Source organism: Providencia sp. PROV156 (genome assembly GCF_028480905.1).
Lineage (GTDB): Bacteria > Pseudomonadota > Gammaproteobacteria > Enterobacterales > Enterobacteriaceae > Providencia > Providencia hangzhouensis.
Map to the genome: position 1 here is coordinate 272,548 of NZ_JAMPPE010000001.1, position 16,834 is coordinate 289,381.

The 16,834-nt window shown below is 40.5% G+C and carries 12 protein-coding genes; 10 read left to right on the forward strand and 2 right to left on the reverse strand.

What is annotated here, in order from left to right:
• Positions 1–584: 584 nt before the first annotated feature.
• The 5 genes from gltS (at position 585) to PSF31_RS01155 (ending at position 6,483) form a co-directional block, all read left to right on the forward strand.
• Positions 585–1,790 carry a sodium/glutamate symporter gene (gene gltS / locus PSF31_RS01135; RefSeq protein WP_004260673.1) on the forward strand — a complete coding sequence of 402 codons (1,206 nt, stop codon included), beginning with the start codon at positions 585–587 and terminating at the stop codon, positions 1,788–1,790.
• Between the two features lie 212 nt (positions 1,791–2,002).
• Entirely contained in the window at positions 2,003–2,911 is a 909-nt protein-coding gene (locus tag PSF31_RS01140) for a LysR family transcriptional regulator (RefSeq protein WP_096863301.1), read from the forward strand.
• Positions 2,912–2,967: 56 nt separating this feature from the next.
• A complete protein-coding gene (locus PSF31_RS01145; protein WP_096863302.1) occupies positions 2,968–4,209 on the forward strand; it encodes a D-amino acid dehydrogenase in 1,242 nt (413 codons plus the stop codon).
• Between the two features lie 2 nt (positions 4,210–4,211).
• Complete coding sequence (locus tag PSF31_RS01150; RefSeq protein WP_004260681.1) at positions 4,212–4,565, forward strand: RidA family protein; 354 nt, start codon at positions 4,212–4,214, stop codon at positions 4,563–4,565.
• Between the two features lie 250 nt (positions 4,566–4,815).
• Positions 4,816–6,483, forward strand: coding sequence for an alpha-keto acid decarboxylase family protein (locus PSF31_RS01155; protein ID WP_096863303.1), 1,668 nt, complete (start codon positions 4,816–4,818; stop codon positions 6,481–6,483).
• A 64-nt stretch (positions 6,484–6,547) separates the two neighbouring features.
• Here the strand turns inward: PSF31_RS01155 and PSF31_RS01160 are convergent, their stop codons facing one another.
• Both PSF31_RS01160 and PSF31_RS01165 read right to left on the reverse strand, forming a co-directional pair.
• Positions 6,548–7,576: an XdhC family protein gene (locus PSF31_RS01160; RefSeq protein WP_094960926.1), complete on the reverse strand. Its 1,029-nt coding sequence runs from the start codon at positions 7,574–7,576 to the stop codon at positions 6,548–6,550.
• A gap of 9 nt (positions 7,577–7,585) precedes the next feature.
• Positions 7,586–8,149, reverse strand: a complete 564-nt coding sequence (locus PSF31_RS01165) for a nucleotidyltransferase family protein (RefSeq protein ID WP_096863304.1) — start codon at positions 8,147–8,149, stop codon at positions 7,586–7,588.
• 195 nt (positions 8,150–8,344) lie between these two features.
• Here PSF31_RS01165 and PSF31_RS01170 point away from each other — a divergent pair, with 195 nt between their 5' ends.
• The 5 genes from PSF31_RS01170 to PSF31_RS01190 all read left to right on the forward strand — a co-directional run bounded on the left by PSF31_RS01170 (position 8,345) and on the right by PSF31_RS01190 (position 16,828).
• Positions 8,345–11,140, forward strand: a complete 2,796-nt coding sequence (locus tag PSF31_RS01170) for a xanthine dehydrogenase family protein molybdopterin-binding subunit (RefSeq protein WP_096863305.1) — start codon at positions 8,345–8,347, stop codon at positions 11,138–11,140.
• Entirely contained in the window at positions 11,137–11,688 is a 552-nt protein-coding gene (locus PSF31_RS01175) for a (2Fe-2S)-binding protein (protein ID WP_004260697.1), read from the forward strand. The genes PSF31_RS01170 and PSF31_RS01175 overlap by 4 nt, the downstream gene beginning before the upstream one ends.
• Positions 11,685–12,920 (forward strand): c-type cytochrome, encoded by a 1,236-nt coding sequence (locus PSF31_RS01180; RefSeq protein WP_096863306.1) that lies wholly within the window; start codon positions 11,685–11,687, stop codon positions 12,918–12,920. The genes PSF31_RS01175 and PSF31_RS01180 overlap by 4 nt, the downstream gene beginning before the upstream one ends.
• A gap of 426 nt (positions 12,921–13,346) precedes the next feature.
• A complete protein-coding gene (locus PSF31_RS01185; RefSeq protein WP_096863307.1) occupies positions 13,347–16,265 on the forward strand; it encodes a xanthine dehydrogenase family protein molybdopterin-binding subunit in 2,919 nt (972 codons plus the stop codon).
• The gene (locus tag PSF31_RS01190; RefSeq protein WP_004260707.1) at positions 16,262–16,828 is read left to right on the forward strand and encodes a (2Fe-2S)-binding protein; all 567 of its coding nucleotides are present in this window, start codon (positions 16,262–16,264) and stop codon (positions 16,826–16,828) included. Before PSF31_RS01185 ends, PSF31_RS01190 begins: the two co-directional genes overlap by 4 nt.
• The last annotated feature ends 6 nt before the right edge of the window (positions 16,829–16,834 follow it).

Genomic DNA, 16,834 nt, shown 5'->3' on the forward strand with positions numbered 1-16,834 from the left:
ATCACTAGCTTATTTTTATGGCATAAATAAAATGGTTAAAAAACTAAGCTATAATATTTAAATAGAATTACACTATTATTTTAATGAATAATATTCGCATTCATTCTACTGAGGTTAAAAGCAATTAATCGTTTAGCATACTGAGCCAAAACGAAATGTCCAAGACATCAATTTTCATTTGAATTATTAAGCGCATTCGACATCATGTAGCATTCCCCCTCTTCTCCTACATTTGCTAAGCATCTTACATGCGGTACATCACACTTCTCATCATTCATATTGAATACGGCTTTATAACCACGCGATAAAATCAGTGCAAATATTAATCACCACATAAATGATACCCAAATACACACAAAACAGAAAAAACCATAATTAACAACTAGTTAAGTTGAAAATAAATAATTTACTACGGGATTTGATGATTCGACAAATGAAAAAATAAGAATGTCGCAGTTAACTAAAAGTTATAGATACCCAAACAAAACTCATTGTTAAACAAAAGTTACGCAAAGTAAGTTAATTTATCGCTAATGTTAAATAACAACGGTGAAAGTTCTGGTAAACTAACTTGAGGTAAAATAATGATCCTAGATGCCAGCTACACTTTATTAGTCGCTTGTTTGGCGCTATTGATTGGTATGTTTGTTGTAAAATACACTCCTTTTCTACAAAAAAACCATATTCCTGAAGCCGTTGTTGGCGGTTTTATTGTTGCTATCATTCTATTAATTGTCGATAAAACAGCTGGATACTCATTTACTTTTGATGCTTCACTACAGAGCATTTTAATGATTACGTTCTTTTCATCAATTGGATTGAGCTCAGATTTTTCGCGTTTAATAAAAGGTGGTAAGCCGCTTATTTTATTAACTATCGCAGTGACTATCTTAATTGCTATTCAAAATACCGTTGGTATGGGAATGGCTGTCATGCTTAATGAAAGTCCATTTATTGGCTTAATTGCAGGCTCAATCACACTTACGGGTGGCCACGGCAACGCAGGAGCTTGGGGACCAATACTGGCTGATAAGTATGGCGTGACTGGTGCTGTTGAATTAGCTATGGCATGTGCAACCCTAGGTTTAGTATTAGGTGGGTTAATTGGCGGCCCTGTTGCTCGCCATTTATTGAAAAAAGTTTCAATCCCTAAAAGCACTGAACTCGAGAAAGAAACGATCGTTGAAGCCTTCGAACAACCTAGTGTCAAACGAAAAATTAATGCTAATAATGTTATTGAAACCATCTCAATGCTGATTATCTGTATTGTTGTCGGTGGCTATATTAGTGAGTTTTTTAAAGATACTGTCATGCAATTACCAACCTTTGTTTGGTGCTTATTTGTCGGTATTATTATTCGTAACATCTTAACACATGTATTTAAGCATGAAGTTTTTGAACCAACTGTTGATGTTTTAGGTAGCGTTGCCTTGTCATTATTCTTAGCAATGGCGCTAATGTCCTTAAAATTCGGTCAACTCGCCAGTATGGCAGGCCCTGTTCTGATAATTATTGCTGTCCAAACGGTAGTTATGGTTCTATTTGCAACATTTGTTACCTTTAAAATGATGGGCAAAGACTATGACGCAGTTGTTATTAGTGCTGGGCACTGTGGCTTTGGAATGGGGGCTACACCAACCGCTATCGCTAACATGCAGACCGTCACTAAAGCATTCAGTCCTTCTCATAAAGCATTTTTAGTGGTGCCAATGGTAGGGGCATTTATTGTCGATATTTCAAATAGTATCTTAATTAAAATCTTTATCGAAATCGGCACGTATTTTACCTAGTACGCAATCATAAAGGCCAGGCTATAACCTATGTATATCATCTGGCCTTCTCTTTTTTATCACCATTGAATTTAAACCGCCTAATTACCTTTCATCATTTTCAGTACCAAATAAATAGTTGTTCAGATTAATTTGTATTAATTCGGTAGAATATGCGAATTAATACCAATAGTCGGTTTCGGTGAGTCAAAGCAAATAGTAGGTTTCTGAAAATGAAATTAAGGCATCTCGATATTTTTTATGCAGTCATGACATGTGGCTCTTTAACTCGTGCAGCGGAGGTTTTACATATCTCACAACCCGCGGCAAGTAAGTCCTTAAAACATGCAGAACAACAACTTGGCTTAGTCTTGTTCCAGCGAATAAGAGGAAAGTTAATTCCCACGGCTGAGGCAAACCTGCTATTTGAAGAAGCCAAAGAAGTTTATCAAAATCTAGATAAACTAAGAATTTTAGCGCAAAATTTATCACGTGATCCGCAAGGTAAACTAGCCATTGGTTGTCTACCTAGCTTAGGGCTAAACTTAGTACCTGAAGTGACCGCGCAATTTATTAAAAAACACCCCAATATCAAACTCACGATCGGTACACATCATACAACGGATATTCTGCAGTTATTAACCCAACAAGATCTCGACATTGGTATTGGCTTTAATCTTGAAATTGAAGGGGGCATTACTGTTCTTCCCATTGCTGATATCCCATTAGTCTATGTGGATAGTAAATTACCATTGCACTCCCCTGTATCACTCACCGATATAGACCAAGAGCGTTGGATCCATCCTGGGTCTGACTCCTTATCTCAGCTATTACAAAAGCGCCATGAGTTTGCAGAATCAAATATTAGTGTTCATACCTACCATATGGCAGCAGAATTTGTTCAAGCGGGTTTAGGCTGTAGTATTACGGATATTTTTTCAGCCGAACATACGCTACCTGAGTCAATGATTTACCCACTAAAAGAAGGTTTACATCTTGCCGTATCTGTTTTTCATCGCGCAGACAAACCATTAACCAAAGCTGCACAAAATTATGTTAATACTTTGGCATCCACACTTGAAAAAAGAAATAAAGTAGTTAACCAAAAGTTATACTCTAGTAATGAAAACTCAATTGTTTAGTTAGCTTATTCACCGTTAAATAATAACATCTTGGTTATTATGGGTTACGGATTATTATGACTAAACATGTGGTGGTTATTGGAGCTGGTGTAATTGGTTTAAGCACCGCCTATGCATTAATTAAAGCAGGCCAAACCGTAACATTAGTTGAATCAGATACCGATGTTGGCATGCAGACCAGTTTTGCTAACGGTGGGCAACTCAGCTATCGCTATGTATCTCCTCTTGCAGACGCCGGTGTTCCTTTGCAAGGCCTACGTTGGATGGGGAAAAATGATTCTCCTTTAAATCTAAAAATAACGCCTTCAATACAACAGTGGTCTTGGCTTGCACAATTTACATTAGCTTGTAACCGTAAAACGAATAAAATTAATGGTGCCCATCTTTTACGTTTATCACTTTTTAGCCAAGAAATAATGAATAAATGGCGTAACAATGGTGATATTTCTGATTTTGCTTGGGAAAAATCAGGGAAATTAATTATCCACCGTGATAATAAAAGTTTTCAAAAAGCCAGTGAAACGGTTGATAAACAATTTCAAAAAATATTAACACCCACTGAAATTGTTGAGCTAGAGCCTTCTTTAAAAGACATACAGTCTCAGCTGGTAGGTGCAATATATGCCCCTGATGATGAGAGTGCAGATTGCTATTTATTCTGTAAGAACCTACTGCAATATTTACTCACTCAGCCTCAATTTAATCTTTGCTTACAACATAATGTTCAATCTTTCATTAAACAAGATGACTGCATTACAGGAGTAGCCACTCACCAGGGAACTATCCAAGCTGATGATTTTATTGTTTGTGCCGGCAATGGTAGCCGCGAATTGTTAAAACCACTAAATATTAATGTCCCAATTTTAGGGTTAAAAGGCTATAGCTTAAGCGTAGAATACCCGCAGGTAGAACATATTGTTCCGAAAATTAACGTGACTGATTACGGCAATAAAATTGTCTATGCCAAACTTAATGATCAATTACGCATTGCTGCGATGGTTGATATTGGTTATGACAAGCAAGGCTTGCGTGAAAATAGAATACAAGCACTCAAGAATATTATTAAAAATACCTTCCCTGAATTACCTAAAATTGACGATGCTGAAAGTTGGTTTGGGTTACGCCCTTCAACACCGAAAGGCCCACCGATACTAGGAAAAACTGCCTATAAAAATTTATGGCTTAATATTGGGCATGGCAGTTTAGGGTTTACACTTGCCGCAGGCAGCGCGGAAATACTGAGCCAATTAATAACTGAACAAAAACCCCCTATTTCTTTAACTGGATTAACGAGGTAATCATGTCCATAAAACGTAACAACCCAAAACCACGCTTAGCTGATAGCGTTGAATATTCAGGTTTAGTTTACTTATCAGGGCAAGTACCTAATGATCTAACGGGTGATATCACACAACAAACCAAAGACGTTTTTGCCAAGATTGATTCATTACTTGCTGCAAGCAACAGTGATAAAACACGTATTTTATCCGCCCAAGTTTGGATTAAAGATATCAAACGGGATTTTGCTGACTTTAATGCGGTATGGGAAAGTTGGATGCCTATAGAAAATAGCCCTGCCCGTGCAGCTGTTGAAGCCAATATGGCTCGGGAACAAGTACTAGTAGAAATTATGGTGATTGCCGCTCAGGCTTGACCCTATTTAACTATATTCTAAATCTAAAAAACAGTGAGGTCTAAAAAGATCTACTGTTTTTTATTACTCTACTAATTTATATTAATTTATTAAATAATATATTTAATAACCCCCATTAATCTCATTATAAAATATAACACTTTCACTACTTCCCTTATTAGCTATCATGGAATTGATTTCAATAAGAATAAATAGCTAATATAAATAATTACAAATCAAGTAAAAAACAATTATTAACTGGAGAAGTTAAATGAAAGAAACTGTTGTTGAATATATTTTATCTAAGCTCTATCAATTAGGCATTGAAGATATATTTGGTGTTCCTGGTGATTATTCATTTCCTGTAAATGATAGTGTTTGTGCAAACTCCCATCAACGTTGGATTGGCAATTGCAACGAATTAAATGCAGCGTATGCTGCAGACGGATATGCAAGAATTAAAGGTGTTGCTGCACTATCAACAACTTTTGGCGTTGGCGAATTAAGCGCTCTCAATGCAATAGCAGGTTCTTATGCTGAAAGAGTCCCTATATTTCACCTTGTTGGAATGCCTCCTAGCCTAACACAAAAGAAACAGCGTATTTCTCATCACACATTAGGGGATGGAAACTATGACGTTTTTTATAAAATGAGCCAACATATTGTCTGTGCTCATGCCATTATTACCCCTGAAAACTGTATTGAAGAGACTGAGCGGTTAATCGCATGCGCCTTACATGAACGCCGTCCAGTTTATTTTGGCTTACCTGCTGATTATGCTGTAAAGACTGTAATTAAACCATTTCATCATGTTGTTCCATTAATACCAAACAGTTGCTCAGAAACACTAAAAAATATTATTCCTTTAATCTTAAATAAATTAATAAATAGCCAACAACCCTGCATATTAGCAGGCTCAATGTCTTTGCGCTTAGGCGTAGCAAATACCTTACAAACAATCATTGAAAAAACCAAAATTCCTTATACCACGTTATTTATGGATAAAAGTGTATTAGATGAAACTAATGCGCAATATATCGGAATGTATACAGGACAAATATTAACTCCTCAAGTCACTTCATTTGTCGAAAGCAGTGATTGTGTTATAAATATAGGCACTATTCTGTCTGACTTTAATTCAGGTTGTTATACCTCTAATATTAAAATCGAAGATATAGTCCATATTATGGAAGATAAAGTCATTATTGATGGCCAGTGCTACAATAATATTTCCATGAAAGACGTGGTTTTAGCCTTGCAGAATAGATTACTATCACAGCCAACCTCTTCTTTTAATCACCACAAAAGTCCTAAGGCCCAATCACTAGGTCAACCGATAGCCGTAGAAACAAACGAAATAACTGAATCATATCTATATCCTCGCTTAGAAAAAATGTTTAGACCTAATGATATAATATTTACAGATACTGGAACCTTTTCAATGGGCTTAGCATTTTCACTATTACCTAAAGGTGCATCTTTTCATTCCCAATCATTATGGGGATCTATTGGCTGGGCAACACCTGCTGCACTGGGCGCCGCTTTAGCATCCCCGTCACGTCGAATCATCTTAGCGACAGGGGAAGGCGCTCATCAATTAACTATGCAAGAAATTAGTCAATTTGCACGATTTGGATTAAAACCCATTATCTTTATATTAAATAATGATGGCTATCTTATTGAACGACTATTCTGTAAAGAACCTGAATATTATTATAATGATGTTGCGCAATGGAATTACGCACAACTTCCTTTAGCACTGGGATGTGACGATTGGTATTGCAAAAAAGTGACAACCTGCGATGAATTAGATGAGGCTTTACAGGCTATCGAAACACTCGACACTGCAGCTTATATAGAAATAGTCACTGACCGATATGATGCTTCAAAATATTTAATAAAAATGAGAGAAATTATTTCTTCTATTTATACCAACTAAACTAGTTTTAGGTCCTTTCGCCTTATAAAGGTCATTTAACTTTATAAGGCGTGGGAATTTAACTTTAAACATCACAATACATTGAATTTGTAACCATTACTTTTTTCGTTTCACTAACATAACTAGATGAAACTACGCCATTTTTATGAGCTACAATATCCGCCATTATCGCTAATGCTATTTCGGGTGGTGTTTTGCTACCGATAGGAATACCAATGGGAGCATGGATGCGTTCTATTTCCGCCTCCGTCATCCCACCAGATGCTATAAGACGTTCACGACGACGAGCACTCGTTCTTACTGAGCCCATTGCACCAATATAAAACGCTGGGGTATTCACTGCTTCCATTAGTGTCAGGTCATCAATACGAGGATCATGGGTTAAAGAAACAATAGCGGTATTCGGTGTACAGCTTTGGGATTCCAAATAGCGAGCTGGAAATAATTTAATGACTTCAAATTGACTAGAAAGTTGCCCAGAAAAACGCGATAGCTCATCTTCACGGTGTTCACAAATTATAACCTCAAACCCTAATGTTGCTGCAAAACTAGCACAGTAAATACCTACATTTGAGATCCCAGCAATAATTAACCGTGGCGGCGCGGCAATATATAATTGAATGTTCTCCCCTTCCCGCTCTATTTGGGTTGGGGTTTGTTGATTATTAACCGTGCTTACCTCACCTCTTTGTGGCAACGTGATTTTTTTACTGATTGCAGTATATCCCAGTAACGCTTGATGTATCTCCGTAAGGTAACTAACACTTTCCTGACTATTCGGTAAATATTCAATTAAAACATCTAAACTACCATCACAAGGTAAATTCACTTTCGCTTCTAAACCACCGCGACCATAGCGAACAATTTGGCTGCTCTTAATGTATTCAGCATGCTGTATTCGTTGAATAAAATCTTCTTCAATACAACCACCTGATAAAGAACCAACATACTGGCCATCTGCCTTTGCAACAAGAAGTGAGCCCGGGCTACGAGGAGAGGAACCATATGTACTTAGCACCGTACACAACCATATGGGCTCTTTTTTTATCCAAGAAAGGGCTTGAGAGATAACAAAAACATCTTCACGCAACATATTCGTTCCTTAATCGTTATCAACACTCGGATAATCAATATCTTTTACAACATTTTCGTCATTTATGTCTAATTGATAAACAAGATTACGACTTAATATTGATTTCGCACCGTCATCACCTACTAGATTAATTAATTCTGTATAATGCTTTGCAGATATTCCCACTGGATGGCCTGGCAAACCATTATATATTGGCCTGACTAATGTATGCTGTTTTAATTCATTCACTATACGAGTAAATAAATGACTATTGATGTATGGCATATCCGCTAAATGAATTATCCAACCATCTAAATTAGACGTATTTTTAACACCAAATGCGATTGACTCACCTAATCCATTACTATTTATCAACGAGTATGGAATATTAAATTGTAAACAATTATTAATAACACCTTCATTCTCAGGCCGTGTCACTACATGCACAGGAAGCTCACTATCGATTGAATTTAATAGTGTTTTTTCAAAAACTGTATTTTTTTCAAGCATAAAATTTAATTTACTTCCTTTACCTCCAGCATTTTGAAAACGTTCACTTTTTCCTGCTGCCAATATTAAAATACCAATATTCATAGTTTTTATTTTAAATCGATATACTGATTGCGTATCTCATAAATAAAGTATATTCAGTAAGATCACAAGAACTACTTATCATTAATTTGAAATTTATTAAGAGAAGTATAATATAAATGTGATACAAGTAATTTTTTCGATGTGACTATAAAAATAAAAATACCGATGTAATAATAATAAGTGTAAGGGTGTATTATGAGCAAAAGCAATGTCGAACTCTCCCGCAGACACTTTCTAAAATGTGCCGTTATAGCGGGAATATCTGTTTATTTAGCCCCTTTGTATAGCCGTGCTTTTGATGTGCTATTCGAAGAAAAAATCCTTCAATCTCCTGACTGGAACCCGGTCGACAAACAAATCAAATTTCGTATTGATGGTTTTGCCAAAGTCCAAGGGGAAAAAGTCTTCGCCAGAGACATTCGTGCACGTGATATCCCTCACTGGCCAAAACAGCAAGGTCATGCATTTTTACTCCGCGTGACTCAAGCCGATAAAATTTACCAAGGCTTTAACCTTGATCTGCTAAAAGATGGCCTGATGCCTGACCGCATCGTAACTGCAAGTGACTTAGAAAAAGATGGCGTTGCTTTCCCTGAATTTTATGGTGATGATTTATTGCTTCCAGAAGGGAAAACTCCCGCTTACCTTGGCCAAGCCGTCGCATTATTGATTTATCATGATTTTGCTAAATTCCGTTTTGCCAAAGAAACCTTAAAATTCCGTGACGATGTTATCCAATACGGCGCAGTAACTGGCCCATTAGAACGAGACCCATGGGGAACCTACCGTGGCGTGCGAATTGGCAATGAAAATCCTTATGAGCCAGATATTTATTCAAGCCTAAAAGATATGCCAATCTCCCCTATTGGCATGAAAAAGCACTTACCCGTTTGGCCTGAAGGTCGCGAAGGCGGAAAATTAGATCAACAAGGCATGCTATATGCTGATGAGCTCGCTAAACAACTGGAAAACCCACCGGAAGACTGGTTAGTGCTCAAACGAAAATACTTTTCTCAATCCATTGATACTGCTGCCTTAGAGCCTGATAATGCTAACGGTTGGTACGACGCCAAAACACAGTCATTCCATCTTGTTATTCCGACACAGTCCCCTCAGGAAGTTGCGGAATCATTACCAGAGATGTTGGCAAAATCGCATTTCCCAATTAAACAAATTTTCCTACACCCTTGTTTTACCGTTGGTTATGGTTCTAAAGACCACACTCCATTCCCCTATTATGGTGCGATGGCAACATTATATGGAGACGGAGTCCCTATTCGTCTAGCTAATGACCGTTATGAACAATTTCAATCTACCATCAAACGCCATGCTTTCGATATGGATTACACCTTAGCGGTTAATAAAAAAACGCATAAAATTGAAGCCCTTTCAGCTTCTTTTATCGGTGACGGCGGTGGTCGCTGTAATTTTACGCCTTCCGTTGTCATGGTCGGGGCTACTGGGGCCCAAGCTATCTATTATATTCCCCGTAGTGATTTATCTGCGGTCGGTATTGCATCAAGAGCTGTCGATGCGGGTTCAGCTCGCGGTTATGGTACTTTACAAGCCATGGCAGCAACCGATATGTTAATGGAAGAAGCTGCAAAACTCCTAAAAGTAGACCCCATCGAGTTCCGTCTTAAAAATATCATCAAATCTGGGATGAAAAATACCCAAGGGGCAATTCCTGGCGGCGCAATTCGTGCCGATGAAGTGCTAACCCGCTGTGCTGCTCACCCAATGTGGACTGACAGAGCCAAACGTAAAGCCGACTTTGAAGCGAAAAATAGCGGTAAACTATTCGGTACAGGGATTTCTTGTGTGCAAAAAGACTTTGGGACAGGTGCGGAATCCTCCTTTGCTCGCGTAGAACTTACCCCCGAGGGTAAAATAGCCATTTATCATAGTGGCGCAGAAATTGGTACAGGTATGTCAACGTCCCAATCGGTGGTTTGCGCTAAATGGTTAGGAAAGCCTGCGGAACAAGCTCATTTTTCCGTTGTTGATTGGTCAATTTTACCGATGATCTCAACAGGTAACCCATTTGCTATGTCACAAGATGAGCAAAACCACTTAGCACAAAACCCATTATGGACACCGAACTACTGCTCACCTGCGAGTGCGAGTAATTCAGCCTATTATTTCACCCACAGCACAGAAGCAGCCGCACGCCTTATATTCGAACATGGGTTATGGCCAGCTGCCATGTCAATTTGGCAAGAAGGGATTGGCGGCGGACAAGCGGCCCCTCTAGTTGTTCGCCGTGAAGATGCTCGTTGGGTTGCTGAAGGCTTAACCGCTGATGGGCTTGAGGTGCTTAGCTTACCACGCTTAATTGAACGCACTCTTGCAATGGGCGGGGTAACTGGCGCAGTGTGCCACGTATTTAACCGCTGGCAATGGGCTGAAGCCGATTTCCCTATTCAGGGTGAAACTCGCCGTTTACCGATTGATGGGCTATCACTACGATTTGCCGATAAAGAATACCAAGTTTGCCACCGTGAAAAAGCTTATTACCCTGATACACAAAGAAATAATGCCGGAGTCACTTACTACAGTGCCGTCGCTACCGTTAGCGAGCTATCCATTGATAAAGCGACTGGGCAAGTCGAATTGCTGAATCACCATAGTGTGGTGGAATGCGGTAATCTTATCGTCCCACAACTGGTTTCAGGACAAATTCAAGGTGGATTAGCAATGGGTATCGGCCATGCACTCCATGAATATTTACCTCTCTACGAAGATGGTCCCGGTAATGGGACGTGGAACTTCAACCGTTATCATCTCCCGCTTGCCAGTGATGTTGCAGTTTGGCAACAAACCAATGAAGTCCTACCTGGACTTTCAGATACTGACCCGCCGAAAGGCGTTGCTGAGGTTGTTATGATCCCGGTAGTTTCATCCATCGTCAATGCCATTGCAGATGCAACTGGTCATCATTTCTTGCATTTGCCTGTACGCGCAAAAGACATTTTAGAGGTAATATCATGAGCCTAAATTTCCTTCCCCTCACCTTAACCATTAATGGTCAACAGTATGGGCCAATGGACGTGCCTGAAGGCCTCATGATGATAGACTTTCTTCATGAATATGTTGACCTAACAGGTTCTCGCCTAGGTTGTGGCCAAGGCATTTGCCATGCTTGCGTTGTTATATTAGATAATCCATCTGGTACCAGCGAAGAAATCCGCACCTGTATTACTGGTGCACATTTTTTCAATAATAAAAGCATCCGAACTATCGAAGGGGCTGCCACCAAAGAAGAAAACGGGGAGGTAAAACTATCTCCGGTTCAACAAGCTTTTGTTGAAAATTTCAGTTTTCAGTGTGGCTACTGTACCCCAGGTTTTGTAAATGCAGCGACCGTGTTTATTGAAGAACTTCAGCGAAACCCGATTGCAGAAGCAGACTTAGAAGAGGCTATCAAACAAGCTCTAAATAACCATATTTGCCGTTGTACTGGCTATGTACGCTATTATGAAGCAGTACGCGATGTGGTTCTTGCGACTCCTGGTCTTATCAAGGAGGCAGTAAAATGATCAAACGAATTATTTTATGGTTGATAGCCATCGCTATCATCGTTTGGGCGGTACTGTATTGGTATGAAAGCCGTACCTTAGATGGCCCTGTACAAAAAGTGACTGCGACGCCTCAAGAAATTGAGCGAGGCCGTTACCTCACTCTTGCCGGTGACTGCGCTGCGTGTCACACCAGTGCTGATGGCGCACCATTAGCCGGTGGTTTTCCACTCGATACCCCATTTGGTACCATCTACAGCAGTAACTTAACGCCCTCAGCCGATTTTGGTATCGGCCGCTGGACAAAAGATGATTTTTATAAAGCACTAACCCAAGGTATCTCTCCACCGAGTAAAAATCTTTATCCGGCAATGCCTTATACATCCTATAAAGGGATCACTCGGGAAGATTCTGACGCTATTTACAGTTATTTGATGAGCCAGCCAGCTATTGATGTCGCGCCACCTGAAAATTCATTGCCATTCCCACTGAACCAACGCATGGCAATGATTGGCTGGAATTTATTGTTTTTTAACGATAAACCACTCCCCGATAGCTCACAAGGTAGCTCCCCTGAATGGCTACGTGGTAAGTATTTAGTTAACGTATTAGAGCACTGTGCTGAATGCCATACGCCAAGAGGAAAGCTGGGAGAAATGGATTTAGATAACTTTATGAAAGGGGGTGCTTTAGGTCGTTTTGTTGCTCCAGATATTACCCCGCAAGCGCTTGCAGAACGAGGATGGACAAAAGAAGATTTACAGCAGTTTTTCATGACTGGACTCACACCACAAGGTTCCGCCTACAGTGATATGCACCCTGTAATTTATCTGAGTTCACAACATTTAACGCCAGAAGATAATAGTGCCATAGCCACCTATTTAATGGGCGATAACCCGCCAGCAACTTCGCCATTAAGGGTGGGGGAAGGTAATACACAAGGCCGCCAAATTTATTTAGAAACCTGCTCAGGTTGCCACTCCTATGACGGTAGCGGTAAACCGAATGTGGCGGTGGCAATGAAAGGAAATTCAACATTGCGTGATGTGGATAGCACTAACCTAATTAATGCGATTCTAGATGGTTTGCCTGAGCAAGCGTTCCCAAATAACCAATATATGCAAAGCATGCCAGGGTTTGCCAATAAGCTAAATGACCAACAAATTAGTGACTTAGTGAACTTCCTTCGTGTTCAGTGGGGAGGACAACCAGCTGATGTCACCCCGGAGCATGTTAAATCCTTACGTCAATAATGACAAAAAATGAACTATCGGGCTTGTTCGTATTTAACGAGCCCAATAGTTTTCTATTTAATAACCGAATACAAATATACTTTACATAATTAAATGCATATTGATTTAATCATTTATTAATAAGAATTAGTATCATTTAAATAAATTGTATTCTAATAAAGCTCAGTTATTTTATTCAATACTGTCATATTAAGATGACTTCAACAGTATTATTCACTTTCTTGTCTAAATCCCTTTACTCGTTCTTGATATATCATTACAGATACCCATACTATTTATGTAACTTACTGAGCTATCTGATATTAGTCATCAAATTGTGAGCAAATTTAAGCGAAATAAAACGATCTTATAATGAATGACTAAAAAATATTATTTACTTCCATTGCTCATAATAAAAACCCTAAAAATATAATCAGGGAGCACAACATGTCGGGACATATTTCTAGACGCAATTTCATCAAACTAGGCACTATTGCGGGCATTGCTGTTATGGTCGGCAAACTCCCTTTTGCAATAGCAATGGAGCTCGATTCTGACGCCCCATCAACGGATTGGATTGGTCAAAATGGTAAAGCACGTTTTCGTTGGGATGGCGTTGAAAAAGTCACTGGCCGTAAAAATTTTGCTCGTGATTACCGCGCTAAAGACATCCCCGGCTGGCCAAAAAAACAAAGTTATGCCTTTATGTTAAAAGCGACAGAGGCAGATAAAACCTTTGAAGGCATTGATATTTCAATGTTAGGGCCAAATCTACAACCTGATAAAGTTGTTTTACAAGAAGATCTTATCCGTGATGGCTTAAATATTCCCCAAGATACCAGTATGGGGAAAGGCTTCTATGGCACCAATATTTTAGTTCCTCTAGGGGATACACCGCCGATTATTGGCCACCCAGTTGCTATCTTGATTTATCATGATTTCGATAAATATAGTGCAGCACAGCGGATGTTACGCTTTGCCACAAACACCGTAAAATACGGAACGGTGACAGGGCCAAAACCGCCCGCCAACTATGGTGCAGCACGGTACGTGCGTATCGGTGGTGACACACCACTTTCGCCTTCTATTTTTTCCCCTTATCAAGATTCAGGTATTAAAGGCGGGTTCGATGGCAATACGCCTATTTGGCCACCTTATGACCCCAAGCACGCCATTTCTATTCCCCCAGTGATCCGTAAAGATCGTGGCGGTGGCTTTATTCAAGCCCTTCATCAGGCAGAAAAAAGCCCTGATAAACAAGAAAAAGCGATGGATTACGCGCGGCAAATTGAGCAAGAAATCGCAGCGGCTCGCGAGAACCCTGATAAGTTTGTGATTGAGCGCCATGGTTTTTCACAATCCATTGACCCTTGCGCGATGGAGCCAGATAACTGTAATACTTGGTATGACGCGCAAACCAAAACACTGCATATCTTAACCGCGACACAGTCTCCTGCTGGTGTAGTTAATGCTGCTGCTGAGCTATCTAAACACAACAAACATTTTTCCGTCGAAAACATTGTATTATTAACCGGTTCTACTGTTGGTTACGGCTCAAAAGACTATTCGGTTTTTCCTTTTTATTCGATGGTCGCTAGTTTCTACGCTGATGGCTTACCTGTTCGCATGGCAAATGACCGCTATGAACAATTCCAAATGGGAATGAAACGCCACTCCATTGAGATGGATGTCACCATTATTGGTGATAAAAAAACGGGTAAGTTTGATGTCTTAAAAGGCACTTATAACTGTAATGGCGGCGGTCGTGAAAACCTCTCCGTTGCCGTATCTCACGTAGCAGTGCGCGGTGCTCAGTCTATTTATTACTTCCCTAAATCTGACCTCACTGCTCTCGCCATGGCCACTCCGGCTGTCGAAGCGGGGTCAATGCGTGGTTTTGGTTCCTTGCAGTCGATGGCAGTCACTGAATTGATGGTGGATGAAATCGCTCATAATCTTAATATTGACCCGATTGAACTGCGCCGCCGTAATGCCATTTTAGAAGGTTATCCAAATACACAAGGCGGCGTAATAGCCGGTGACCCACGCAACGTTGAAATGTTAAATCTTGCGGAAAAACACCCAATATGGGTCGATCGTGAGAAAAACAAAGCCGATTATGAAGCGAAAAACCCCGGTAAGTTATACGGCGTTGGCTTTGCGCAAGTGCAGCAAGTTTATGGGTCTAGCGGTGTTCCAACGATTCTTTCTCTTGAATTTGATGCCAATGGCAAGCTAACAATGCGCCATTGTATGCAAGAGATTGGCACCGGTGGCACAACCGCACAGCAAGTGATGGTATGGCAAGCACTCAGCAAAGCCCCTGATGTGGTTGAGTTTGGAGTAACTGAATTTGAAGAACTACCGCTTAAAACCAGTTGGGCCGACCAGAAAAAACAAGATGAATTATCCAAAACTGATCCCTATTGGACACCCGCTCTAATACCTGACATGAGCTCATCAAGTGGTGTTTACTACATTGGGTTCGGTACGCGCCAAGCGGGCCATTTTTTATTAGAAAATACCCTATGGCCTGCGGCCAAAAGCATTTGGAGTGAAGGCCCCGGCGGCGGTGCGTTCAACGGCTTAAATGTTGAATTTGCCGATATTCGCGTTGGCCCAGATGGTATTGGCGGTGGCGGAATGAAGCCCATTCCTTTTGACATTTTAGCCAGAAGAGCCCATGAGATGGGGCTCATCACTGGGGTTGCTGTTCACGGCTATTCCAGCTGGCAGTGGGCTCGCGCAGAATTCGATATCCCAACTGTGGGTTTGAAAAATCTCCCTCTCGATGCAATATCCGTTCGTTATGGCGAGGGTGCACCACAAGAATTGAAAAAACAAATGACAACTGGCGGTTACCATTTTATTAAACGTAAAATTGCCTACTACCCACCAACACAACGCGCCAAAGCGGACCCAACAACGGTCACGCCTGCGTCTTGTTTAGTCGAGCTCAACGTCAACACCATGACGGGTGAGGTCGATATCATGCGCCACCATATGATTATGGACCCCGGTACGATGATTGTCCCTGAATTGGTTTCAGGCCAAATTCAAGGGGGTACCGCGATGGGTATCGGCCACGCGTTGATGGAAGAATTACCACTCTATGAAGATGGGCCAGGAAACGGAACATGGAACTTTAATCGCTATGTCCTGCCACGCGCTAAAGATGTTGCGGTTTGGCAGCAAACCATTGATTACTTACCACCACTTTCAGAAACTTCGCCACCCAAAGGCATGGCAGAACTGGGGATGATCCCAATCTTACCTGCGACTAGCAATGCATTAACCCATGCAACAGGCAAGCGTTTCTATGAATTCCCTATTACGGTAGATAAAATTAAAAAGGCACTCTCATGAAAATCAACAATGCCGTTCCGATTATTGAGCGCAAGCCACTAACACTGACCATTAACGGCCAAAAAATTGGTCCTATTGATGTCCCTGTTGGGATGCCAATGATTGAGTTTCTACATGAATACCTAGACCTCACTGGCACCCACTTTGGTTGCGGACAAGGGATTTGCCATGCTTGTACCATTATGGAAATCCAGCCCGATGGCACAACGGTTGAAAGCCGAACTTGTATCTTTGGTGCCCATTATTTCAACAATAAAAATATTGTTACCATCGAAGGGCAAGCCAAACTGGATGAACAAGGCAAAGTTGTTGAATTAACGCCAATTCAACAAGCTTTTATCGAAAACTTTTCGTTCCAATGTGGTTATTGTGCTCCCGGTTTTGTCACAGGTGCAACGGTGTTTCTTGATAAACTTAAGAAAAATCCAGTGAAACGAGACCAACTCGAACATGCGATTGAAGAGGCTCTCAATGAGCATATTTGCCGTTGTACAGGTTATGTACGCTATTATGAAGCTGTGAGGAAAGTCGCTCTCGACACTCCTGGCTGCGTAATCGACTAGGGAGAA

Coding starts and splice junctions, on each gene's coding strand:
- gltS (WP_004260673.1), top strand. CDS start 585: ATGATCCTAGATGCCAGCTACACTTTATTAGTCGCTTGTTTGGCGCTA.
- PSF31_RS01140 (WP_096863301.1), top strand. CDS start 2,003: ATGAAATTAAGGCATCTCGATATTTTTTATGCAGTCATGACATGTGGC.
- PSF31_RS01145 (WP_096863302.1), top strand. CDS start 2,968: ATGACTAAACATGTGGTGGTTATTGGAGCTGGTGTAATTGGTTTAAGC.
- PSF31_RS01150 (WP_004260681.1), top strand. CDS start 4,212: ATGTCCATAAAACGTAACAACCCAAAACCACGCTTAGCTGATAGCGTT.
- PSF31_RS01155 (WP_096863303.1), top strand. CDS start 4,816: ATGAAAGAAACTGTTGTTGAATATATTTTATCTAAGCTCTATCAATTA.
- PSF31_RS01160 (WP_094960926.1), bottom strand. CDS start 7,576: ATGTTGCGTGAAGATGTTTTTGTTATCTCTCAAGCCCTTTCTTGGATA.
- PSF31_RS01165 (WP_096863304.1), bottom strand. CDS start 8,149: ATGAATATTGGTATTTTAATATTGGCAGCAGGAAAAAGTGAACGTTTT.
- PSF31_RS01170 (WP_096863305.1), top strand. CDS start 8,345: ATGAGCAAAAGCAATGTCGAACTCTCCCGCAGACACTTTCTAAAATGT.
- PSF31_RS01175 (WP_004260697.1), top strand. CDS start 11,137: ATGAGCCTAAATTTCCTTCCCCTCACCTTAACCATTAATGGTCAACAG.
- PSF31_RS01180 (WP_096863306.1), top strand. CDS start 11,685: ATGATCAAACGAATTATTTTATGGTTGATAGCCATCGCTATCATCGTT.
- PSF31_RS01185 (WP_096863307.1), top strand. CDS start 13,347: ATGTCGGGACATATTTCTAGACGCAATTTCATCAAACTAGGCACTATT.
- PSF31_RS01190 (WP_004260707.1), top strand. CDS start 16,262: ATGAAAATCAACAATGCCGTTCCGATTATTGAGCGCAAGCCACTAACA.